The 23,661-nt window shown below is 39.8% G+C and carries 26 protein-coding genes; 25 read left to right on the top strand and 1 reads right to left on the bottom strand.

What is annotated here, in order from left to right; genetic code table 11:
- The first annotated feature begins 3 nt into the window (after positions 1 to 3).
- The 19 genes from ED652_RS04325 (at position 4) to ED652_RS23655 (ending at position 15,496) form a co-directional block, all read left to right on the top strand.
- The gene (locus ED652_RS04325; protein ID WP_122053593.1) at positions 4 to 1,029 is read left to right on the top strand and encodes a hypothetical protein; all 1,026 of its coding nucleotides are present in this window, start codon (positions 4 to 6) and stop codon (positions 1,027 to 1,029) included.
- Between the two features lie 142 nt (positions 1,030 to 1,171).
- Positions 1,172 to 1,681, top strand: a complete 510-nt coding sequence (locus ED652_RS04320) for a hypothetical protein (protein ID WP_122053592.1) — start codon at positions 1,172 to 1,174, stop codon at positions 1,679 to 1,681.
- Positions 1,682 to 1,716: 35 nt separating this feature from the next.
- The gene (locus tag ED652_RS04315) at positions 1,717 to 2,235 is read left to right on the top strand and encodes a hypothetical protein (RefSeq protein ID WP_122053591.1); all 519 of its coding nucleotides are present in this window, start codon (positions 1,717 to 1,719) and stop codon (positions 2,233 to 2,235) included.
- 4 nt (positions 2,236 to 2,239) lie between these two features.
- On the top strand, positions 2,240 to 3,226 hold the full coding sequence (locus ED652_RS04310; RefSeq protein ID WP_122053590.1) for a hypothetical protein: 987 nt from the start codon (positions 2,240 to 2,242) through the stop codon (positions 3,224 to 3,226).
- 18 nt (positions 3,227 to 3,244) lie between these two features.
- On the top strand, positions 3,245 to 3,970 hold the full coding sequence (locus ED652_RS04305) for a thioredoxin fold domain-containing protein (RefSeq protein ID WP_122053589.1): 726 nt from the start codon (positions 3,245 to 3,247) through the stop codon (positions 3,968 to 3,970).
- Positions 3,971 to 3,975: 5 nt separating this feature from the next.
- Positions 3,976 to 4,749, top strand: coding sequence for a DUF4400 domain-containing protein (locus ED652_RS04300; protein WP_122053588.1), 774 nt, complete (start codon positions 3,976 to 3,978; stop codon positions 4,747 to 4,749).
- A gap of 90 nt (positions 4,750 to 4,839) precedes the next feature.
- Positions 4,840 to 5,151 carry an RAQPRD family integrative conjugative element protein gene (locus tag ED652_RS04295; protein ID WP_122053587.1) on the top strand — a complete coding sequence of 104 codons (312 nt, stop codon included), beginning with the start codon at positions 4,840 to 4,842 and terminating at the stop codon, positions 5,149 to 5,151.
- Between the two features lie 14 nt (positions 5,152 to 5,165).
- Entirely contained in the window at positions 5,166 to 5,498 is a 333-nt protein-coding gene (locus ED652_RS04290; protein WP_162929897.1) for a DUF3262 family protein, read from the top strand.
- Between the two features lie 10 nt (positions 5,499 to 5,508).
- Positions 5,509 to 5,847, top strand: coding sequence for a DUF2976 domain-containing protein (locus ED652_RS04285; protein WP_122053585.1), 339 nt, complete (start codon positions 5,509 to 5,511; stop codon positions 5,845 to 5,847).
- Positions 5,848 to 5,859: 12 nt separating this feature from the next.
- Complete coding sequence (locus ED652_RS04280) at positions 5,860 to 6,243, top strand: DUF3487 family protein (RefSeq protein WP_122053584.1); 384 nt, start codon at positions 5,860 to 5,862, stop codon at positions 6,241 to 6,243.
- Complete coding sequence (locus tag ED652_RS04275) at positions 6,240 to 6,884, top strand: PFL_4703 family integrating conjugative element protein (RefSeq protein ID WP_122053583.1); 645 nt, start codon at positions 6,240 to 6,242, stop codon at positions 6,882 to 6,884. Before ED652_RS04280 ends, ED652_RS04275 begins: the two co-directional genes overlap by 4 nt.
- The gene (locus ED652_RS04270; RefSeq protein ID WP_122053582.1) at positions 6,881 to 7,666 is read left to right on the top strand and encodes a DUF3438 family protein; all 786 of its coding nucleotides are present in this window, start codon (positions 6,881 to 6,883) and stop codon (positions 7,664 to 7,666) included. The genes ED652_RS04275 and ED652_RS04270 overlap by 4 nt, the downstream gene beginning before the upstream one ends.
- A 146-nt stretch (positions 7,667 to 7,812) precedes the next feature.
- On the top strand, positions 7,813 to 9,297 hold the full coding sequence (locus ED652_RS04265; protein WP_122053581.1) for a TIGR03752 family integrating conjugative element protein: 1,485 nt from the start codon (positions 7,813 to 7,815) through the stop codon (positions 9,295 to 9,297).
- Complete coding sequence (locus ED652_RS04260) at positions 9,291 to 9,707, top strand: hypothetical protein (protein ID WP_122053580.1); 417 nt, start codon at positions 9,291 to 9,293, stop codon at positions 9,705 to 9,707. The genes ED652_RS04265 and ED652_RS04260 overlap by 7 nt, the downstream gene beginning before the upstream one ends.
- Positions 9,704 to 12,550: a conjugative transfer ATPase gene (locus tag ED652_RS04255; RefSeq protein ID WP_122053579.1), complete on the top strand. Its 2,847-nt coding sequence runs from the start codon at positions 9,704 to 9,706 to the stop codon at positions 12,548 to 12,550. The genes ED652_RS04260 and ED652_RS04255 overlap by 4 nt, the downstream gene beginning before the upstream one ends.
- Positions 12,541 to 13,077 carry an OmpA family protein gene (locus ED652_RS04250; RefSeq protein ID WP_122053578.1) on the top strand — a complete coding sequence of 179 codons (537 nt, stop codon included), beginning with the start codon at positions 12,541 to 12,543 and terminating at the stop codon, positions 13,075 to 13,077. Before ED652_RS04255 ends, ED652_RS04250 begins: the two co-directional genes overlap by 10 nt.
- Positions 13,077 to 13,523: a DUF1525 domain-containing protein gene (locus ED652_RS04245; RefSeq protein WP_122053577.1), complete on the top strand. Its 447-nt coding sequence runs from the start codon at positions 13,077 to 13,079 to the stop codon at positions 13,521 to 13,523. The genes ED652_RS04250 and ED652_RS04245 overlap by 1 nt, the downstream gene beginning before the upstream one ends.
- A 2-nt stretch (positions 13,524 to 13,525) precedes the next feature.
- Complete coding sequence (locus tag ED652_RS04240; RefSeq protein ID WP_122053576.1) at positions 13,526 to 14,860, top strand: hypothetical protein; 1,335 nt, start codon at positions 13,526 to 13,528, stop codon at positions 14,858 to 14,860.
- A 123-nt stretch (positions 14,861 to 14,983) separates the two neighbouring features.
- Entirely contained in the window at positions 14,984 to 15,496 is a 513-nt protein-coding gene (locus ED652_RS23655; RefSeq protein ID WP_162929896.1) for a hypothetical protein, read from the top strand.
- A 365-nt stretch (positions 15,497 to 15,861) separates the two neighbouring features.
- Here ED652_RS23655 and ED652_RS04235 read toward each other — a convergent pair whose 3' ends face one another.
- Positions 15,862 to 16,212 carry a hypothetical protein gene (locus ED652_RS04235; protein ID WP_122053575.1) on the bottom strand — a complete coding sequence of 117 codons (351 nt, stop codon included), beginning with the start codon at positions 16,210 to 16,212 and terminating at the stop codon, positions 15,862 to 15,864.
- Positions 16,213 to 16,749: 537 nt separating this feature from the next.
- On the opposite strand from ED652_RS04235, the gene ED652_RS04230 reads away from it, so the two are divergent.
- From ED652_RS04230 to ED652_RS04200, 6 genes are all read left to right on the top strand, one after another.
- Positions 16,750 to 18,507, top strand: coding sequence for a VWA domain-containing protein (locus tag ED652_RS04230; RefSeq protein ID WP_122053574.1), 1,758 nt, complete (start codon positions 16,750 to 16,752; stop codon positions 18,505 to 18,507).
- Between the two features lie 82 nt (positions 18,508 to 18,589).
- Positions 18,590 to 19,891: a toprim domain-containing protein gene (locus ED652_RS04225; protein WP_122053573.1), complete on the top strand. Its 1,302-nt coding sequence runs from the start codon at positions 18,590 to 18,592 to the stop codon at positions 19,889 to 19,891.
- 91 nt (positions 19,892 to 19,982) lie between these two features.
- Entirely contained in the window at positions 19,983 to 21,020 is a 1,038-nt protein-coding gene (locus ED652_RS04220) for a hypothetical protein (RefSeq protein ID WP_122053572.1), read from the top strand.
- A gap of 860 nt (positions 21,021 to 21,880) precedes the next feature.
- On the top strand, positions 21,881 to 22,288 hold the full coding sequence (locus ED652_RS04210) for a hypothetical protein (protein ID WP_122053570.1): 408 nt from the start codon (positions 21,881 to 21,883) through the stop codon (positions 22,286 to 22,288).
- A gap of 39 nt (positions 22,289 to 22,327) precedes the next feature.
- Complete coding sequence (locus tag ED652_RS04205; protein ID WP_122053569.1) at positions 22,328 to 23,020, top strand: hypothetical protein; 693 nt, start codon at positions 22,328 to 22,330, stop codon at positions 23,018 to 23,020.
- A gap of 192 nt (positions 23,021 to 23,212) precedes the next feature.
- The coding region (locus tag ED652_RS04200) for a single-stranded DNA-binding protein (protein WP_122053568.1) at positions 23,213 to 23,661 on the top strand (449 nt) is incomplete at its 3' end.

Here is a 23,661-nt window from a genome sequence, read left to right as displayed (position 1 = left end):
ACAATGGAAACTTCTTTTGCAGATAAGTTAACTTATAAGCTTGCTTCGGCGGAAGATAAATTAAATCTTCTTGAAGACATTCATTTTCTTTTAAATCAGGATATGCCTACGTTAGATATAGCTTTTGATTTACAGAAAGGATCTGGGTTTGAAAAGGTTGTAGGTGCCAACATGGAGCGCGCCGTTGAGCAATCAAAACCATTGCATGAAGTGTTTGAACCATTGATGTCATCCACGACTCTTCAAGCACTAAAGGCTGGTATAAATGGAGGCGATACCGCGAAAGGTTTCAGCGACGCTTCAAAAGCTATGAGACTTAGCGAGGGGCTTTTTGGTAAGTTGATCCGTTCTTACATTTTTCCAATACTCAAGATTCTTGCTGTCGTATTAGCTACTGGCTTCTTAGGCGATTTCGTTTTTTCACAACTAGTACAAACATCGCCTGTTAAAACATGGGACTTTTTTTCACAATTTATGTATAGCTATACTTTATCTGTACAGTCTAATTGGAAACTGATCATTGTATTTACGATTGGGTTTATTGTACTTGTGTGGCTGATATGCACTCATGTCGTTGGCTTACCAAGAAGGTTTATCGATAAGTTTCCTTTTTTCAAACAGTATCGCTTACTAAGCGCGGGGAGCACGTTAAGCAACCTCTCTACACTTTTGAACGCAGATGAACCATTACTAGAAAGCGTATGGTTTTTAAAAAAATCAGCGAACAAATACACTAAATTTCATTTGAATAGGATTGAAGAAAATATTAACCGTTCACGGGGAGTACTTGGGAGTACGTTAAACACAGGAATGATTAATGAGCGTGATGTTCATAGGCTGAGTCGAAGCATACCCGACAATGAGGTAGGTGATAGGTTAATGCTATCTGCTAAAAATCATAATATTCTTTTGGAACGTCAAATCTTGAAACTTCAACGCATTAACTACTACTTGTTTCTAATATTCTTTGTAGGTTCGTTGGCTTGTGTGTTCGCGTCGGTATTCTTGGTCGCATTAAATATTCGTTAGAACTATATCTACTATAAAGAAAGCCCGTGTTTTTTAACAAAAACACGGGCTTTCCGCATTTTTGGCACTGAACAATTACAGGAACCTATAAAAAAGCGTTTTAGCTTTTGACAGCCAATATTTTTACGCAAAGGAGAAAAGCATGAAATCGGCTAATACAGTAAGAAAGATCATTCGTCGTCGAAAGGGCATAACACTTGTTGAAGTTGGTCTATCTATGATCGCGGGGATTCTACTTTTAATTGGTGGGGTATTTGGTTGGGGAGAAATTCAATACAGGCTTGCTAAAAGCTCATTAGTTTCTGATGTACAAGAAATTAGTTCAGGTGCAGATAGTTGGAAAGCTTTTAGACCGGGCTATACAGGCGTTTCTATGACTGTGTTGTGCGCGGCTGGACAACAAAATGTAAGCTCGAACACATGTGGTGGTATCGGCGGTTCTGGCGCGAATACAAACCCTTATGGTGGTTCATACGCAATTGGTGTAGCAGCTAATGTTAGTCAAAAAGATTTGGTTATTAGTGATCTCCCTGCAGAGCGTATCACGGACTTAGCTGATACTTTGGCGTCTCAAACTGTTGACCGTTGTGACTCAGCAACGGGTTGCGCGACAATTGATGTAACGGGTACGACCATTACATTAACGATGTAACTGGTGTTTTAACTTTACTGTTTTTTGAGGTCAGAATGCGTACTAAACAACAAGGTATGACGTTAGTTACAACATCATTAGCCATCTTTGTCATAACTATTATTTTAGTCGTAACTCTGACCAAAACAAAAACTTTCGTTACGAATGTTATCAGTAAGCAAGAACTACAGGTATTTACATCTGAGCTATTTGTTTCTTCAAATGTTCATTTTTTCATCGAAGTTAATAGCAGTGGTTCTTGCTTTACTGTAGCTCCACCACAAATAACGGGTAATTCACTAATTGCTTTGGGTTTGCTTGACCCTAAATGGGGTACTCAAAGCTTTTTTAATCCCAATCTAGCAACAGTGTCCTATCGTTCGGGATCGGCTACAGGCCGAATCGATACAATCGACCTAGTGATCCCTCTTAACGAACCTTCAAGCCAAGATTTTTACCAAATCGCACATTTCACATTTTCGGACGCCAATGAAATTCGATTCAGTAAAAAAATTGACTTCTCCATTGGTGGTAAGTCGGCATTACATCTGGATAGCAACTTTTGTTTCGGGTAATAAAATGACTAAATTTAAGACAAAAACTTTGCCAACATTTAGAAGAAAGCAAAGAGGTGACCTTTTAATAAACGTTAGCTTGGGGCTTGTTGCATTGACGATAATTATGTTGGCCGGGGCACAACTGTTAAGAAACCTCAAGAATGAACAGATTGCAAAAGTAGCAGTAAAACGCATCGAGTTGATTGAAGAAGCTGCACAGAGACATTATTTCGAGGCCATGATCTCAGGTAGTGCTCCCGACTCTCTAAATAACTACCCTGCGTCTGTTAACGAATTAGTTTTAGACGGTCATTTGGATAACTGTACCAATGCGAATGAACTTGCAGGTTTATGCATAAACGTAACTAAAATGCCATGGGTTTCAGCAGGGAACAATGATGTATTTGTTAATCTGACTCGATTTTTAGATCCCGCCGATAACTATCCTGCATTTCGACTTTCCTTCGATATTTCAAATATTCAACCAATTGGTTTTCGAAATGTAGTTCGGTCAAAACTCATGCAATTTCCTAATTACACGGAAGCTGGTGGAGTGGTGTCTATGACTTTCAAGAGGCCCGGAACAGCCGTGAGTCTTAATACCCTAGTAAATCGCGATGGGACTACTCCAATGAATGATGATTGGGACTTCGGAAATCATTATTTGGATAACGTCAAAGATATTTCTTTCAATGGCGTTACAGACAGAACCGCATTAACAGGTTCAGTAAAAATAGGCTCACTCGTTACTTCCGGTACATCCGGGTCACCAATAACTAAACCATCTTGCCCAACTGATTATGAACCGAGAATTGAAGTTTCAGTTAAGGGTATTACCGCCACTGGCTCTGCTCTGCCTTATAACTTGAAAGCTGTAGCAGCATGGGCGGTAGATAGCGGCGCGAATTGGTTGGTTAGGTATAGAGCGACGGGTGAAGACGTTAATGGTAACAAAACTTACTTTAACGATGGCGCGGTTACGTATTTTACGTGGTGCGATTTTATCTAACATACACAGGACTACTTTATGAATTTTTCGTACTCATCAGTATTACTCTCAACTCTTTTGATCTCATTACAGGCTTCTGCAGCGACGCCGGAAGTACTGCAGGACAGTGAAACTGGTAATCACTATCTAAACAAATATGGTCTTACTGTATACGTAGATTCACAAAATGAAGTTTTAGAAAACATCACCTTAAAAACGGCTTTAACTGACCAAGGGACAATTTACTACAGTGAGTCAAAAAGTGTTTTCTTTAATGGTGATCAGCCAATGATTGACAAAAATGGTCAACTTGACCTTTTAGACCGCGAATTGATTGATTATGTTGTCTCAAATATGCCGGGCGTAATTGAGAAGAAAGCGCCAAATGAAAAGTTAGTTGTAACGATGTTTACTGACTTCACATGCGGTTGGTGCCAAAAAGTTCATGCAAATATCGATAGTTACACGGAAGCCGGTATCAGTATCAGATTTGCTTTGTTTCCTCGTAATGGCTTAAAAGACCAAACAGCAAATATGATGTCTTCGATCATGAACTCGGATAATCCATACGACCTTATGCAGCGCGTGTTTGAAGAGCAGTATATTGCGTCGTCACCGTTAAGCCCGGTAATTAAAAATAATTTTCAAGTTGCGCTTTCTATTGGCTTAACAAGCACACCTACCTTTGTTGTTAATGGTTACCCGTTCGCAGGTTATTTGACAGCTGAACAACTACTAAACACATTCACTGACAATGAAGGCTAGTAGATATGGCGCAAAGCAACACTCAAAATAATAACAAGTCAAACACAAATCAAGATAAAGGCAGTTCTAGCCCTTATGTACCTATCATTGGATTTACTTTGAAGGTATTGACTAAGGCCATAGGAGTCTGTCTGTTCGCAGGAATGATTTTGTTAATTATTGAGGTTGTATTACTTTTTGTCGTGGAAAACCCGGTACAAGCAAGCTATGAACGATATAAAGGCGTTTCTAATTTTGCTTCTACCGGATCTTGGTTCAATGAAAGAAATTTCATTCAAGTAATTGAAAATAAAGTTACAGCACAAATTAATCTGCAGGGGCTTATAAATAACGTCGAACATTACGTTGAAATTGCAAAGGAAAAGCTCGGTTCTAAAAGTTCAAGTCGGTCTACCGCTTCTAACTACATGATAGGATTTTCGGCGGTTTTTTTAGATAAAATACCTGACCTATTGCGGCTATGGGTGATTGTTACATTTACTTGGTGTGCAAAAGTCTTAACGATCATAGCAATGCTTTTACCATGCTTAATTATCATTATTGGCGGTGCCGTCGATGGTTCAGTTGAAAGGAAAATTCAAACGTTCAAAGGTGAGCGCGCATCACAGGATAAAATTGAGTGGTGGTTCTTAGCCTTTAAAGCTTCGAGCTATACAGTTTTATTCCTATATCTAGCCATTCCCAACTCATTTCAAGCAACGTTAATCATGCTCCCTAGCGCCTGTTTGACCGCCTTCTTTATGCGTCAAGTTGTTGCTTCATACAAAAAATACATGTAATCCGCATTTTTGGCATAGTTATAAAGTTGGAATTTTTATACCAAGCGTCTGAGTGTTTAGCAACCAAAGATACGCAAGGACGATTCTACAATGAACAAAGTACCAAAATCCTTATTACTCATTAGCACAGTATTTTCTCTGAATGCTACCGCAGGGGTTTGGGAAGAAAGAGAGCATCTAGAACGATATTTAAAACAATTGAACCTACTAAACGATACCGTTTTAGTTCAAGCGTCTCAGAGCTCAGATCCTAACGCACGTATATCAATGAATTATAACCAGTTGTTACATGATGCTAATGAGATTGCGAGAAAAATCGAACATCACTTAAATACCCCTCTAGAAGAATACCGTTCGATTGTAGTTCCCGTAGACACAGCTAATAAGACAGCAACGAAGTGATAATGGGGAAATCTATGAGCTCCAAAATCTGTATGGTCTTTATCAAAATGAGCGTTTTACTAATCGCTTATGTCCCGTCAGCCATGGCAACTGTATTTGAGCCAAACCCTTCTGGCATTTCAGTGACACAGGCTTTTGATCAGATAGTCGGCCCTAATTCTGCAATGTCCCTCCGTTATTTAATTCAAGGTGCAACCATAGGTGTTGCATTAATAGTCACTGTATACGCGGTCTACGATAGTTTTAAAGCAATGGCTGATGGTCAAATCGAAAAAAAGACTTGGATTATTTTGGTAATAAGAGCGCTCTCAATGTTGATGATGCTCAATATTCTAATTTCATTATGAAAAAGGAAAAATGATGAAGAAAGTAATAAATAAATGGGCAGCTTTATGTGCATTTGTGGCTGTTAGTGTCGAAGCGAAGCTGCCAACCGCAAAAGTTTCTGATGGAGCAAGTAAAGGCGACTATATAGCCATGGGCCGTGAGACTGCAGGTGACGGCATTATCTTAACGTCGCAAATAGTTGGCGCACTATTACTGATGGGCGTAGTCGGTGCACTTGGAAAAACGTATTGGGATATTACAAGACAAAACAAGGAATGGTCTGATTTCATATCCGTCGGTGTCGGTGGTGGAATAGTAGGTGTAATCGGTATGATTCTCTTAACCATGGCAGAACAAATATTCTCTTAGAGGGAGTTTAAAATGGCAGAGCAAGATGAAAACAACATTCCATTTACTTTAGATAAATTGGACTATGAAGCGAACATGGTTGGGGGATTTACTCAAACAGAGTTGATTTTTACATTCATTGCCATGTTCATATTTTCTGCCATTACTCTCAGTTTTGTAGCCCACTTTTGGTTCGGTATCTGGTCACTTGGAGCAATAGCCGGTTTTGCTTTAGCGGTATTGCTAACCGCAAAAGCATCGCACACTGCCTACATTGTCAAGAAAGGAAGACCATCTTATATGTTGTGGGTAGACTTACGTAGAAAATTGCAAGATGAAGGCTTTTTGGGAGTTCGCATACCATTTGGTTATATAAAAAGTACGAGCTGGAGCATTAACGCAAGGAAAAGCAAATGAACTTGAATTTGCCAAAAAAATTAGTCGGTACTTTAGCGGAGCAACAAAATCATATCGTCTCTCTTAGAATTACCTCATTATTACAATTTGCCATTATCTTAGGGTTATTGATAGCGCTATGGAAAACACAAGATGAGATCACGGTATACATACCACCAGACTTATCTAATGGCGTTGTCATGAATTTGGGGGATGTACCAAAAGCTACGGTTTTATCGACAGTATCTTACCTTTGGATTGAAGTAAATTCATGGGTAAAAAACGGTGAGAAGGATGCTTTTTCAAATCTAGAGGCATATCAAGATTATTTTTCACCTGATTTTAGAGAGAAACTAGAGCGTTCTTATAGGTCGCTAAAAGCTAAAGGGGAGCTAGACCGTATAAGAAAGGTTACCTTAGTACCTGGTATGATTCATGATGTAGAAAACCGTGTATTTGTGAAAGTGAAAAACAGGGCTTGGATTGTTTATTTAGACATCATTGTTGAAGACTACTATTTAGGTGAATTGGTTCAGCATGTAACTGCACGTTACCCTTTGATGGTTGAACGAGTTGAGACAAATTATGATAAAAACCCTCTTGGTCTGAAAATTACTGGTTTTGATAGGAGCCCTACAATTATTAGAGAGGTGAAAAAGTGAAGTATTTGATTGCATCATTAATTCTGATTATTTCGTCTCAAGCTTTCTCGACAGAAGTTTTAGTTTGGGATAGTAAACCATTAGAAATTCGCCTCGAAGTGGGTAAAGAAAGAATCGTAGAGTTTCCAGATAATATTGAAGTAGCTTTACCTTCAAAGGTGCTAGCTCGTATGAGTTTTGATTCTAGGTCAAAAGTTGGTTACTTCTTGCCAAGGGCAACTTTCCCTAAAGTGCGTGCTAAAGTTCGGTTGGTCAGTACCAATGAACTAATTTTTGTAGAGATTTTTGCTGTTGAATCGACTAACGATTTACCTTTAGAAAATGTGAAAGTTATCCTCAAGTCAGAGAAAGATCAGAAAGACAAAGACGCACAAGAGTTAATGGCACAGTCTAGCAATGTTACGCTAAAAGAATTAGTTCAATACGTAACACACGACTTCTTTTCGCCACCCGAATTTAAAAAAATGTCTCTCCCAATCCAAGAATCACGTATTCAAAGGCCGTTAAATTTAGATTTGATGTTTACTGGTTTTAGCGCTGGTCTTTTCGATTTGGAAGCCGTGAAACAATACAGAACGCAACTTTATACCCTCACTGCTATAAAGTTAACGAACCGTACTAATCAAGTTCAGCCTATCATTTACAGTCACCTTGAAAATAATGGGTACATCACGGCAAGCAGCCAACACAGAACTGTTATGGCAAAAGGGAGTAATGGCCAATCAACTCTGCTTTACTACGTGACCAAAAAACCGTTGTCAGAAAATAGCGATTTCTTATAGCAACTCTTTAACATGTGGAAATTTAAGGGCTCTAAAAGAGCCCTTTTTGCTATTTAATGGATGCGTGTTGACCGTATTTTTGGCGTTTATTTTAGCGCTTACTTTCTGATTCTGCGTAAAAGCAAATTAACAGGGAGTTTGAACTTATGACTAATCTAAACAAAGTCCTCATGCTTTGCGGCGGTATAACAATATTGGGGCTACTGTACCGTGCTAGTACAGACGTTGGTGTTAATGATATTAATTCTCAACAAGAAAGTGAGCAAGGTAGGTTTCATGAAATGAATGTCGTTGAAGAAGACTTAACTCTAAACAACACTAAGTCTACGCTAAACACTATCATGGCTGAAAAGAAGCAAGCCGACGCCAAGATTGATGACTTAGAAACTGAGCAGGAATTTCTTAGAAACAAGATAGCTTCCATGGAACGCCAGAAGCAAGCGACACAAAGTGCGAATCCTGACTATGAATTGTTGGTTAATGATTTTAAGCAGATGCGCGCAGACTTTGAACAATTGAAGAACAATAAAGGTAATGATGTTGATAGCCCAAACATCGAGGATACTGAGTTAGTTCCTATTGGCGTTACCGACTACGAAGAAACTGGTACCGAAGTTTCACCTATCTCAAATAATTCCATTGTTGATATGTTAGTACAACCTGCAATGGATATGGTTGGTGTTGATTCAACAATGGTCGTCCAGAATCCCGATATAGTTCAACCCATAGATACACCAACGTCTTCTAATGCTTCTGCTGATCAATACGTTTGGATTAAACAGTCAGATGTAACCTATGTGCAAAATGAGGATGGCACTACTACAGCCGTCTATCCACAAAGCATAGACCCAAGTGAATCAAATCCTATTCTTGAAACGAATCAATCAAGTAACTTAGGCGACTTCCAAGAGGATGAATCAAAGCCTGAAATACCTATCTATACAGTACCTCAAAACTCTACATTGTTTGGTTCTGTCGGAATGTCAGCAATACTTGGCCGCGTTCCTATAGGCAATGAACTGAACAATCCTTTTCGTTTTAAAGTGTCGGTTGGTGTAGACAACCTTGCGACGAATAACCTATTTATGCCGAATCTGGCCACTATGGTTGTATCTGGCTATGCAGAAGGTGATTTTACTCTAGAGTGCGCCCGAGGAATGATAGACAAAGTAACGTTCACATTTAAGGACAGCACTGTTAGAGAGATTACATCTAGTGCGGAAGACAGCTTAGGTTGGATTTCAGACGCTTATGGAGTGCCTTGTATAAGTGGCGAGTATATTACGAATTTTCCTGAATATATGGCTAAACAAGCCGGACTGACTGCACTTTCTAGCTTTGCTGGCGCTATTGCCGATTCAGCAGTTACAACGACTACTAACGTTGATGGTGTAACAACACAAATAGTAAACGACTCGACCAAAAACGCGCTTGGTGAAGGCTTTCAATCTGGTACCAACGAAATAACTAAATGGTACGCAGAAAGACAAGGTAGTGCTTTTGATGTTGTCTTTGTCCCTACGGGTGAACCTGTAGTTATAAATATCGAAAAAGCACTACATATTGATTACGAACCAGAAGGGCGCAAATTGATTCATGCTGACAATGCTAGGGAGTATCTAGGATGGTAAGGGCTACAATATTAATTCTTTCACTCTTAATTGTTGGCTGCTCATCCGGTGGTAACGAGAAAGACAGAATCATTCCTAAATCGAACGAAACGATGAAGGACATATACCAGAATGGGGGAAGAACCGAAGAAGGTTCGATAGCTTATGATCAGCAATTTCAAAGCCATCAAAACGAGCTTTTAAAGCGTGGGCTACTTGGGTCCGAACAGAATACTGACATATATCGTCTCAACAAAGTTACTACTCAATCCAATTTTTCAAAGTTACACAACCCAACAATTTACTTATATTTCCCTCCAAAATTGTCTGAAAAAGACGGTATGCCGATCCCCGCATGGATGACGGAATTTAAAATGTATGACCGCGACGAATACGTGTTTGGCGTCAATATCAAAGGAGAGCGTCAATGACAATTTTTAAAAAACTAATTGATTCGGTAGTAAAGCCATTCATACCGGGTAACGACTTTACACAGAAGCAACTAGAGGACATGTATTCAACCGATTTGCCTAATTTTGTATCAATGCTGCCTTATGCCGGGTACGACAAAGATAGTAAAACGTTCATTATGGAAGATCTTGTTTCTAGAGGTGTTAGCTTTACTATCTTACCGATACCAACCGAAGGGAAAACAGGTGCTCAACTTCAAATTAGTAGAGACGCTATAAAGAGTCTTTACGATGAAATTGAAGAGCGAGATAGTGGGCGTTGGGTTCTTCAAGAGTTCACATACGAAGACAATTCTGTTGACGCTATTATTGAGCGAATGCGCGACTACGTACTACCACATGCAAAAGGCACGGTATTTACAGAACAATACATAAAGATGATGGAGAGACACTACAGAACTCTCCAAAAAGAAGAAGGGCTGTACAAAGATACCGCTGTTACGAATCAACCTTGGCGGTTCAAGATGCCAAGAACAAAACTAATCTTATACCGCCGTCAAACTCCATCTGATATTAGGAATTTCAAAAACGGCAAACACAGTCCTGTTACTGAAATCAACGAACTTGTAGAAAATTTCAAAGTTAAGCTATCTCAAGCTGGCGTTAAGTACCAACAAGACGACGACATTAATCTATTTACTTGGTTGTTCAAATTCTTTAACCAAAACCCTGATAAAAGCATCTTCGAAAACAAAGAAGATTATTACGAAAGAATGTGCGATATAGATACGGATCTTTTAACAGGAACGGATTTGTGTGAGGCATTACTCTCAGACCAACCAAGAAGTGACGTAGAAGATAATTGTTGGTATTTCAATGAGCGTCCTGTTCGGTTCCTCCGTTTCTCTAGCTTACGCAAGGCACCAAGAATCGGAGCTTTAACCGGAGAGGTTTCTAGTGGTTCAGGTGCCCATGAAACTAACTTTAGTGTAATGGATGCTTTGCCAAGCTCAGTAGTATTGGCTAAAACAGTGGTTTTTTCACCCCAACCTGAATTTGATAAGCGATTCCGGGTAACCGCTAAAAGTGCTCAAAGTGGCTCCAATGAAGCGAAAGAAGCTGCAGCGAATCTAAGCGCATTGGAAGAAAGCATTGGGTCTGGTGAAAAGAAGGTATCCGTAACTATGGGTATCTATATTTCAGGTGACAACCTCGTTGATTTAGAAGCCAATCAAAGAAAGACACTTACCGTCTTAAACAATGCTGGACTTATGCTTTATAAAGATAAGGTCGATGGTCTAGCCCTCAAATCATACGTCAACCATTTACCGATGAACTTTCGTCCTGAGAAGGATAATGGGTATTATCTGCGCTCTATGTGGGCTCAACACTGTGCCAATTTGTTCTTTGGATTCAGCAGAGGGGAAGGTACAGGGAATCCTTGCTTTGCTTTCTTTAATCGTTCCGGTAGTCCCGTGTTCTTTGACCCCTTTTCTAAAGCGGATCACGAAGCTACTGGTTTCGGAATGATACTAGGTAGTACTGGTTCCGGTAAATCCGTGACTATATCAAGTATGGTTACGTCTTTAGCTGCCATGCGACTCCCACGAACATTCATTATTGAATACGGGGATAGTTTTGTAATGGCGGCTAAAGATTGGGAAATGAAAAAGCTATCCGTAAACTACATACGCGTTATGCCTGATAGTGCTCCGCGTCTTGCCCCGTTCTCCAACATAGATCGAATCTTAGAAGATATACCTGAAAGTGATATGGCCAACAAACTCGATGACTTCGAAGACATTGATTACGTTGATCTTGATGATGTGGCGGATAAGAAAGATGTAAGTCAGAAAGGCGATCCAATATCAGAGTTAGAATTGGTCCTCTTATTAATGGCCACTGGTTCAGAGGAATCCGAATTAGCTCGTTTCACGCGTGCTGATCGTAGTTTACTTCGTCGTGCTTTGGTTGATACAGCAAAACGACAAAGAGCGAAGGGGCTTGCCGAAGGGTTAGGTAAAGCAAAACCCACAATCGTCAGTGACATTATTGAAACTATTGAAATGTACGTTAAGGATATGACGCTTGAACTTCACGAAACAAAAAGACTTTTCTTGAAAGAAATCGCGCTTTCTTTAGAGGCATTTACAACAGGTATAAACGACACTCTTTTCAATAAACCTGCAGAAGCTTGGCCAGATACCGATATAACTGTATTTAACTTGGGATTACTTTCACAAGATGGTAATGCGGCTCAACTTAATGTAGCCGTGCTTTCGCTAATGCAACATATAAACAATCTCAGTGAAGCTTATCAATACGAAGAACGTGAAGTGGTTTCATTTACAGATGAAGCTCACTTGCTTTTGAATAACCAAGTTCTAGGGAAGATCTTAACCAGAGTCGTTAAAACTGCCCGTAAGCTTGGCCACAATCCATTTTTCGCCACTCAAGATTGTGATGATTTGAAAGGTGAATCCGCCAAAATTCTTAATAATATCGAATGGTTTTATTGCCTGAATTTTAGGTTGAAAGAAGCCCGAAAAATACAACAGTTATGTAACCTTTCCGAAGAAGATGTTCACTTAATGACAAGCGCAAGAAAGCTAGATAAGGCATATACAGAAGGCGTTGTGATTTCTACTAGACAACGGATCATGTTTAGAAATACACCGCCATCTTTAGTGCTAGCGCAATCTATGACAGATAAAAGCGAAAAGGCAGCGCGTACCAAGTTTATGAGAGAAAACGGAATAACCGATGAACTAGAAGCTGTATATGAAATGGCAAATCAGTTAGACGGTTACCGAGGGATTGAAGGGAAAATTGACTATCAAGAGGTTTTAAGAGAATGCGCTTAGTATATAAATTTTTAAAAGCCGGTGTCCTGTTGTGTTCAGCTTTAGCAACCGGAGCTAACGCCGAAGTATTACACCATGATAGCAACCCATACCTTAATGACCAATACGAGATTATTAAGTACATGTTTATTGATCTTGAAGTGTCGAAGCCTAGTGATAAAGAAGTGCGAATTGTAATACCAACGGATTACGGATTTCAAACTGGTAAATTTCATTTGAAACGTCCTATGAAAGACAAGCTTCGTCAATTATCTAAAGTACTAAATGACTACCCTGAATCGACAATAGATGTAGTAGGGCACACTGATTCTATAGGGAAGGAATCGGCAAATATGCTACTTGGGCAGCGTCGAGCCGAATCAGTGAGCAAAGTTTTACTCGAAGGTAAAGTTAATCCATATCGAATAGACACCTTTTCCGAGGGAGAAGAGTTACCTAAATGTTCAAATGCTTCCAAGGAGGGGCGGGAATGTAACCGTCGAGTTGAACTATATGTAATGCTTGAAAAAGAACTGGCCCGTTTTTAATGCGTAGTCACATTCTACTAGGGCTAGTTATAGCAGCTTTAGCCAGCCCTTCTAATGCATCAGAGAAGCTTAGAAAAGTAGTATGGTTAACTACTACTTCACAGGTAACCAAGAGTGACCTTGAAGCAGCTCGATCCGCTGTAGGAAGAAGTGAGTTTCAATATTTTAAACTTGATGAAACAAAAAAGATTTTAACTTACTTCGAAAATCAATTTCCCAAAGAGCTTCTAAACCGAAGTGACAAAGAAAAGAACGAGTACTTAGCTAAAAACATACACCCGCGAATTAAAGCTTACGCTGCGGATATGATGCGTAGTGATATGGGCGTTGTTTTAGCCAAGATGTATCGATTAGATAGGTTACCTGCCGTGGTCATTAACGATAAGTACATCACTTATGGTGTATCGGTGGAAGACTCTATAAGCGCTTTCAAAGCTAGTAGGTAAATATGGAAATTCAATCGAAATTACCACTCTTTTTTTGTTTGAGTTTATTTCACTTTCAAGCAAATGCCGTTGGGCTACCAGACCTATCTAAGATTTCCGAAATTCAACAAGCTGCCGACTCAGCGAGTCAGCTTGGAGATATGGCACAAGGTGTAGCCGCAGTTGGGTCTTTGGCAATTGGTGGTGGTGGCACTATGGCCATTACCGCTGTTTCGGAAACCATTACAGATACCCTAAGAGAGCCATGGGGAGCTATGGACGAGTACTCTTATGCACTAATGAACGATCTAGGTAAATTACCTGAATTGTTTAGTTGTTTGGAATACTCAATCGTCGGCTCTTGCCTGTCTGTTCGATGGACGATGTTTGGCCCCAAGTTTACGCACGGCTTCGCTGTCGAGCATTTCGTCAGAGATACGCATGTAGAGGTTGTATCACAAGCACCTTCTATCGAGCCCTTTGAGTTTGTTGCAGGGTCGGTTTACCCAAGCTCAGTAGGTGTACTTGAAGACCTTTTTCTTGTGTACCCTTACACTTGGAAAATTTCAAGATGGTCTGGTTCCGGCTTAATAAGTATGGTGGGGCGCGGTATCGATGCGTTACTTGAAAATGCACCGGGTCAAACTTCAACTTCTTCGGACAATAAATACTTGTATCGTGATGTACAGGTAAGCGGCAATATGGAAATGGGAATGCACACATCTATTGCAAGTGCTTTCTTAGGATGGGCAGGGTATTGCAACCTTCCTACAGTTCCGGGGAATGTATACTACAACTCTACATTGGATTTGTTTTCTTGGCGTTGGTTAGCCACCTCAGAAGTTATATTGACAGGGTTATATCAAGCGCATCATCTAGCTTGGAATGACATTGGAAACTCATTTGGTTCAACAATGCCGCGGTCAGGTTATCAAAACACCCCAAATAAGTTCAAAGCAGCTGTAACTGCCGCTGTTAGAGGCACTAGCATAGCTGCAGAAAACAGGTGGATGTATTCTGGCGCCGCAGGATTACACATCTACATGCCATTACCAGATTTTGCTACTAGTAGTTTTACAGGTGGCCAATATAAAACGCCTCAAGACGCACAATCTTTCAAACTTGATATGGTTTATCCCTATCAACAAAAGCGTTGTACCCGTTATGAAGGGAATTTACCAGGTGTGTTTGATGTATCCCAAGCCGCATTTGATGATGTAAGAACAGCAAAGTTCATGAGTAGTAACCCTCAGGGTTCTGCAATTTTTAAATTATATAGACCAATCAGATGTTGTAGAAAAAACGGAAGCAAGGTTTACAGCATTGTTTCTCCGGGGCCAATAGGAAAACCTAGATAACAATGATGCATTAAAGGTCGCTATTAATTGATTTAAAATGCTATTATTTTATAAATCACACGCGATTTGATCGCTCATTTAACAGATAACCTAATAATCATAATGTTAATGGGAGATAAGAACGTGTCTAACTTAAAACAAAATCATATCGTAGCTGGATCATTATTGACCATGTTACTTTTATCGCTTAGTAGCTACGCCGGAGTTTCTGAGATTAAAAACTCAGGAAAAGCCAAACCATATTCAAAAACTGAATCCTTAGGTGCAACAAAAACCAAGCCCGGTTTTATTACTGATTCACTTGGCAGTTCGAACTGGAAGCCAAGGTTAGATTTAAGTAATGGAGTTGGTGCACCATCAATCAACCTAGCAAACTCATCGGGAAGTAATACTTCTATAGGGAGTCAGATTTCTAATTCAAAGCCTAAGCCGGGGTGGTGGCATAAGAAGTCTTATAAACCTAATGGTGTTACGCTTTATAGCATTTCATCTGTAGGCTCTTGCCAAACGAAAGGAATATGGGCAAGGTTAGAAACAACGCATACAACAAGAAGCTGTAGAAAAGGCGGAAGGGGAGAATCGAACGAATGTTCTACTGGCACCACCTATACCTATACCTACTATAAATGCCAATAGGCAAATAACAGCCCCTCATGTGAGGGGCATCTAATCTACAGTTTCCTTCTATATCTAACCTCTTTTTTATTTGCACAAAAATATCCATTCAACTAATATCATCTTACATGCGTATGAAATTCGCTCACTTAACTTAATTTTAAACATTAAATTAATTTCTGAGGTTTTCGTATGCCATTTCATAAAAATTCAATCGCACTGCTATGTACACTAATGTCTGCAGTAGTGTTTTCACCTTTAGCTGTGTCCGGTGTTGCAGACCTAAAATTAAAAGGTTCTGTTAAGGGATATAACCTAATCGAAGACTCAATCACATCTTCACAATCAAACCCTGGATTTGTGACTAACTCTTTGGGGAGCGATAACTACTCTCCAAAAATCAGTCTTAACGGTTCTCGTGGAAAACCAGCCGCAATCGATTTGACTAACGGGACAGGATCGCCAGCAATAAACCTATCAAGAACTAATGGGTATAATACAAACATAGCCTCTCTTAGCTCAGCAGAACCTTGGAAATCGGTTTGGAGTGGAAGCTCCACGGGAAGAATCGCCATCCCTCGCCACGCGAAAGAAGTGTTTGTAAAATACAAAAAAGGGTCGACGTATAGCAGTGCGGCTTTTCCTGTGAATGCAGGAACCGTCACTATCGACAGCATAAGCAAAAACTGGACTTCAAACTCATCAAACCATGACCGTTCGTGCTCAGCAACGGCCACCGCGAGATATTCTAACTATAATGTGTCCGGACAATTCGCGCGGGGCTCGTATTCTCAGTGTGATGTTGCGATATACATCACCAAAGTGATGTATCGTTAATTTATCTTTATCCCTTTCTTTACAGTCGGCTTCCGTTTTTGCGGTTGAAAATGGCACGACGGTGGGTTGGCAAAATGATTTTGATGACATGTCAAGAGCCGTTAGAGTTCCTGAATCTGGTTACTACATAGTAAATCTGAACGCCAGTGGCAATAGAGGATCAAGTACTCTCTACATAGCATCATAATCCGGTTTTTATTATGGGACGTCAGTAACGTTCTCCAATTCTGCACTCGGAGTTAGAGCTATAAATGTTGTAATTTATGGACTTGGTAATCATTCTACGCCGTCAATTGAGAGCATCTATAAATTAAACAATTAAAATTTACAATTTTGCTCTTGTAGCAAAACGTTACTACCGCTTAGGTAACACTTCGAACGCGAAGCGCGGTTAACTTAACTTTGAACCCGAAAGGGTCTATAAAAGGATAAACAAAATGGATCTTACTAAAAACATCGTAATACTTGCTGGCGTGTATGCAGACCAATTTGACATTGAGATCAAAATCAACAGTCAAGGGGTTGCTGCAACGGACGGGAAGATTGTTTACATACCGAAGCCAAAGCCTGAATATGAAGCGATTACATGGGGCTACTGTGCTCATGAAGCAGGGCACGTTCGAGACACTGATAATGACTTGATCATTAAGACTAAGAAAGAAAACCCGTTCTTAGGCTGGATGTTAAACCTCGTTGAAGATACACGTATTGAACGTGTACAGATCGAGTATTTTCCAGGTGTCAAAAAACATTTCGATAAGCTAAATGTACAAGTTCTAAAGTACGATTGGGAAGAGTCCCAAAACCAAGAACTTTCAAAACTGCTTGTTGATTATGTGTTCTATTATATTCGCGGATATATCCCAAATTATCCAATTTGGGATCAAGGAACCAAAGAGCTTCAAGTGGAGCTTAACCGTCGTTATAACTTACTTTTCATGTACAGCTTTAACCAGTTACTAGACAAAGCAAGGTATATCCAAACCACAAAAGATGCTCTTGAACTAGCCAAAGAGATTCTTGAGTATCTTGGAAGTGCTGCCGACGAAGAAGACTCTAACGACGATTCACAAGGTGATGACTCTGACGACGATTCACAAGGTGGTGACTCTGACGACGATTCACAAGGTGGTGACTCTGACGACGATTCACAAAGTGGTAAACAATCAAATTCTGATTCGAAAGATGATGAACAAAGTTCAAGCCAAAACAGCGGTGACAATACTAGCGCATCAAACAGCGGCGATAATGTTTCTGACGACCAATCACCTAAAGGGCAACCTTTAGATGATGAAGCTAAAGAGGCTCTTAAAGCGGCTATTGCGAAAACACTCGATGATCTTGGTTCAGGCGATTTGGGGGATACGCTGAAAGATATTCTTTCGGATAGTAAAACTCAAGAACGCCTTACTGATGAAGAGCGTTATGCGTTAGGTGAAGTGAAAGAGAATCATATTTCTATTTCTCAAGCACAAATTGATACTGCAGCTCAATTTTCTGCGCAAACAACTGGTGAGTTACGTAACGGCTTAATTAGACTGATCGAAGATCAAACTAGAAGCCAACGCGTAACAAGTCGAAAAGGGCGTAGACTCGCAAAGGGTAAAGTGCATCGTCTTATTACTGGTGATACTCGCATCTTTAAACGTAAGTTTACGGAGCGCGATGAAATTAGTTGTGATGTCGCCGTGTTAGCGGATTACTCATACTCTATGGGATCTGATATTTCTAGCGTTAAAACAGCCACCTATGCTTTATTGGACTGTTTAAGCAAGATTGAAGGTGCTAATACATGTGCTTATGGTTTTGGTGGTACCGGTATTCTTGAAATCCAGAAGCCAAATCAAAGTTTTGACATGGGAGTAAAAGGGAGAATTTTTTCTCTTGTTGCTGGTGGTGGTACACCTGCAACCGAAGCATATTGGGCAGCAATCCAAGCGTTTCGACGTATGGGAGCAAGTAAGAAAGTTGCCATTATGGTGACTGATGGTGAACCAAATGACCAACAGGCTACTTCTAATATGGTTCAGGCCATGAAGAAGCAAGACATTCGCGTGATTGCAGTTGGTGTAGGCGTAGACTCTAGAGCTCATAAAATCTTTAATGGTATTTATGGTTCAAATGAATGGGTTTATGTTCAAAGCTTTGGTGACTTACCTCGCGAACTTTTACGAGTTGCGAAGGAGGTTATCTAATTTAATGTAAGAGGTACTATGAGGCATATACTAGTGTGTATGTGCCTTATAAATCCGAAAGGATCTTTAGAAGGAAAGTATCATGAAGAGAGATTTTGAAGCTGAGAAAATACAGTTCTATGACGAAATAGAAAGGTATGGATGGCTTAAAATTTTAGAAGAAGCAACACCGTTAGATAATGCAATACAATACGTTGGAACCAAAAACTCTAATCGTTTTGATATTTGCCCGTCTTACGCATGTAGTGAACATCAACTTTGGTCTAAAACTAAAACTGGTAAAGCTACTGGTAACTTTGAATTGTTTCCAGATGCTAATTTTACCGGAGCAGGATACTGTCATAAGTGCAAAACACGTTTTTCACGTTTTGATATTATCATGGAGTTTCAAGGCTGGACGTTCAGTGATGCAGCCAAAGAAGTTAAACACATCATTGGTTTCAAACCTGATCCAAACTATCGTCCAAAACCAAAGGTTCATAAACCTGTTGCTACTGGGCCAAAAGAACCTACACAGAGTGATTTGAGAGACGCAAAGCGCCTCAAGAAAAAAATGAATGATGTGTGGGAGCAAGCCGTTTTCTTAAATAATGAAATAGCTTTACCCGCAGCTAGATACTTTGCAAGTAGAGGTATAACTAACTTACATGCGGCAATGAAGAATGAAGTCAAGTACCACCCTCAGATGCCCTTCTATATCCCGATTTCGCACCCAAGCGAAGATAGGAAACCAGAAGACGCAAATGAACGGTTGGATTTGATTGATTACTGTCAAACACATCCTAGCTTCGACTGTTTCTATGAGAAAACAATAGATGGTGTTAACGCGCCTACTATGGCTAATATGGGTCTTCATCCTTGTTTGTTGATTATGGTTCGTACTAAGTATGGTGAACCTCGTCGGCTACATCGCATTTTCTTGGATGAAAATGGTGATAAAGCTAGCTTTTCGCAAGCTGGCTTTGAGGTTAAGAAGATGATGCCCGGTGGATACGGACTCGATATAACAGGGTGCAGTTGTTATATCGATAATGTATCGAAAGTTGTTGGCGTCGGTGAAGGCTTTGAGACGGTTTTAGCCGTTAAACAAGCTACTGAAATGCCAATGGATTGCGCAATAAACGCTGGTGGTATTAAAAACTACCAACCAAGAGACGGCGTAACCCATGTCTTTATTTTCGAAGATAAAGACGCATCAATGACAGGTGAGAATGTTTCTTTAGAATGCGAGGAACGTTTAGTAAAAGAGGGGTATTACGTTTTACGCGTACCACCACCAATTGAACTAGGGAACAGGAAGTCTATAGATTGGCTCGATGTTCTTAACGAGATAGGAGTTTCGGGGTTTCCTGAGGCAGCTATGCGTTGGCGTGAATTGTTATAAAATATGAGGGTATACCCTCATTTTAAAGTCTACTATTCAGTGGCTTTTAAAATGAGCATACCGCCGAAAGGCATTGAAAAAAGGATAAACCATGACTAAACACACTTTGCACATTCATACGAATGAAACACACTTTTTCATGAAAGACGGTGAATCATTCATCAATGTTTTTTGGAAAATCGATTTCAATCGTGATTTAGATCTGTACTTTCATAAGAAGAAATATATCCACGATTTTGACATGTTCAAAGACGGTGTAGGCCGCTTAGAAATTAGGTTTAAACGTTCCCCTGCGAAACTTAAACCTGAACACATTGCGTATATTGAAACTTTAGCTGCAAAGCATATCGTATCAAACTCAGGCATAAATGCGTTCGGTTTCTCTGATGACAATCACTCTATCCGTCGGGACCAACTTGAAATCTTAGTTAGTAACCCGGACAGTGCTAAATTGATTGATCGTAAAGGAGTAGAGCAATCGTTTTTTGATAAGTACTCTGCTTTGGCTGCATTATCATCACCACCTGCCGCGTACTTATATGGTGTAAGTGCCGAATATTCCGATGACATTAGTTGGTTACAACCTTACATCGAAAGTGACCTTAACTTTGAAAATTATAACAAAGCTGTTGATATTCAAATCATTTCGAATGACCATCATCACACATCATTGGGTAACATGATCGTTGATTACCGTTCTGTACAAGAATGGATGGGTACCGAATTAATTAAGTTTCAACAAGAAGAGGAAGGGGGGTTGTTTCCACGACCATACCAACTTGTTGTTGAAGGCTTAAAGAGCATGACTAACATTATCTACAAAGACAGTAAATTCCTTGAGAATTTACGAGAAAAGTTTGGCGCGGATTGTTTAATTTTGACTGATAAAGACTACAGTACAATGATTCAGGTTCAGCCCGTAGACCCTGAAAACCAATTGTATAAAGTCTTGGGCGTTCGCCATCATATTCCGGTAGCAAAATTAGAGCGTATGCAAGCTAAAGGTTATGCACTTGATATTGAGTTAAATGCGACACCTGAACAACTGGAAGCGTCGAGACAGCGTTATTCCGAAGCGCAAGAAAGAACGAAAAAAACTCGTATGCACCGCAAATCACTCCGGGGCTAATCAAGTAAAAAAGGCTGCCAATTGGCAGCCTTTTTAGTCTTTATCAGTGCAAACCCCAACAATTGCTGTCAACACATAAGCAACTAAGAGGTAGTAATACTTATTTAGGCCCAATTTATGTGTAACGATAAACGCCACAACGAAAACCGAGGCTAATTGCATAGAAGAAAGATCGAATAACATGGTTGTACTCCAACTAAAATTTGATTCCTAAGTACCATAATATCATCGTAAATTTGCGCGCAAGTCGGCGCCGAAAGCAAGATTATGGCTTGGTTACTCTTTAGTCATTGACGATTTTATTGAATGCACATATATTTACTAATGATCATCAAAAACACGCTGAAAAGCCAATTCAACACTCCATGAGTACATCGCTAAAAAATTTGTGTTTAGCCATGTACTTATTTTGCTCTTGTAGCAAAACGTCACCGCCGTTTAAGTGACACCTCTAATGAGAGGCACGGCTTACCTCACATCTTTGCCAACCAAGGCTACGTACCCGAAAGGGTCTGACTTTTACAGTCATAAGGATAAACACCCATGTATAAAATCTACTTAGACTATCTGAGTAATAGGATTGTTGTGTGGCTCTTATTGAACGTTCATTCGCTCAATGGAAACATAACTAGGTGCAATAACTTTTTAAACAAAGTTTATGTATCTGTTGCGATCTTATTTACTGTGCTATTAGGTACTTATTTCGCTCATAAGGCCGGGTATATGAGCTATTCATTATTCAGCCCTAACCTATTTGTTCTGTTTGCTTTTATGTACAGAATGATGGATGAACTTTTGAGCGTTGTTGATCATATCAAGTCAAATAACCTTCACATATTAATTGCTTAGGTGGGTTTGACATGGATGAATATGAAGACTTAATAGATTTTTACCGTGATTCAATCGAACTCTATCACGGTAACGTCAATGCTTTTTACACACTCAAAGTAAAAGACATCGATGAGCTAGCTCAGAGACTTGAACAGTACCTAGACCACTTAATCTACATGTTATATGTATCCTTTAGGGCACAACATGATGATGGGTTACTGGAATCTGTTCATCGCAAGAGAGACGATCAGGTTGTATGCGTCGTTAATGACACGTTCACACCTGGTAATTACTGCGTGATTTTATATCACCAATCGAAACCGGCTTTTGACTACCGATTTAGCTCATTAAAAAGGGCGTATAGAGAAGTAATCAACTTAGGTTTCACACAACCGAAACTAGGTGCTCTTGAAGAACACTTAGAAACTTATGTTTAATTTGTAGAACCCGAAAGGGTCAACTGAAAAGGAAAAACTATGAGTACATTATTTGTAGCTTTAGCTTGTGCGATTGCATTAGTAGCGCTTCCACATTTACTTGTGATGTTTGCAGCCAACTTAGCACGATCTTGCGGCATGTTGTTCTCGATGCTCTTTACAGCGGTGAAGAAGTGTTTTATTTCATTGTTTAAAGGCATTGTGTGGATTTTTAAGATCCCACTGAACGTAGCGAAAGAGTTCATTGAAGCCTGTCAGGTTTGGCAAACTCTCTTCAAAAAAGGTGTTGATTCTAATAAGAAACAACATGCGTTCAAACAAGCTGTAAGAAACAAGAACAAAAGAAACAAATTAGCTAATCAATACGATGAAGTTTTCTATGAAGCTAACAGTGCCTTAATGACCCTTAAAGCTAATCAAAGCGACCAAGGAACATGCATAGAGAATGATAATTGTGAGCTAGATAGCCCTACTTTTTTAAGAAAGAAAATATTCCAAACCAACAGTCACGGTGCTTTACGTCGTGATGATTTTGGGTTTCCTATTAAAACCACTGTAGCGTCAATGTTTTCTCAACCAGAGTCGTTTGAAGATCAGGAAACGGTTACCGTTTCTCAGTCTACAGAGTCTCAAACAGTAAACACCAGTGAATACACTGACTCGTCCTTCTACATAGATGAAGAGGGTTTCGAGCCTGAGTTTGATCCTTCATTAGATGTTTTACAACCGTAAATAAAATAGAGTAGGGGCTAATCAGCCCCTCTCATGTTTTTTAACCGATATGCGCCTATAACTGGACTTATATCAGTTAAAAAATTTTGCTCTATGAGCAAAACGTTACCACTGCTTAGGTAACACCCTAAATGTAGGGCTGCAGTACATACAACAATTTACCCGAAAGGGTCTTCTAGAAGGAAAAACACTATGGCATATCGTAATTTATTTGAGACGTTTGGTAACTTATGTGCTGATCCAGAACTTGTGCAAACACCTAATGGACCAGTAACTAAGATTCGCGTTGCTTCAACAAAAAGATGGAAGCAAGGGCCAGAGAAGACACCGATGGAGAAAACGGACTTTTTCAATATAGACCTTTGGGGTCAGCATGGAAAATACGCTTATGAATATCTACGTTGTGGTTATTCAGTATCTATCAAGGCTTCACTGTGTACCCGTACTTGGGTTGATAAAGAAACACAAAAATCAATGAGTACCATTGATATAGTAGTTTCAGACAGACAACATGAGATTCAAATTCTACACGTACCACAATCTCTAAAAAGTACTCCATCTAAGCAGCAAGCCGCGCCACAGCAGCAGCCGTATACGCCGCAGAGTGAGCAGCAAGCCGCACCACAGAAGCAGCCGTATAC

Source organism: Vibrio sp. Evd11, assembly GCF_900382755.1.
Classification (GTDB): Bacteria; Pseudomonadota; Gammaproteobacteria; order Enterobacterales; family Vibrionaceae; genus Vibrio; species Vibrio lentus.
This window is presented reverse-complemented; position numbering and strand designations above follow the sequence as displayed.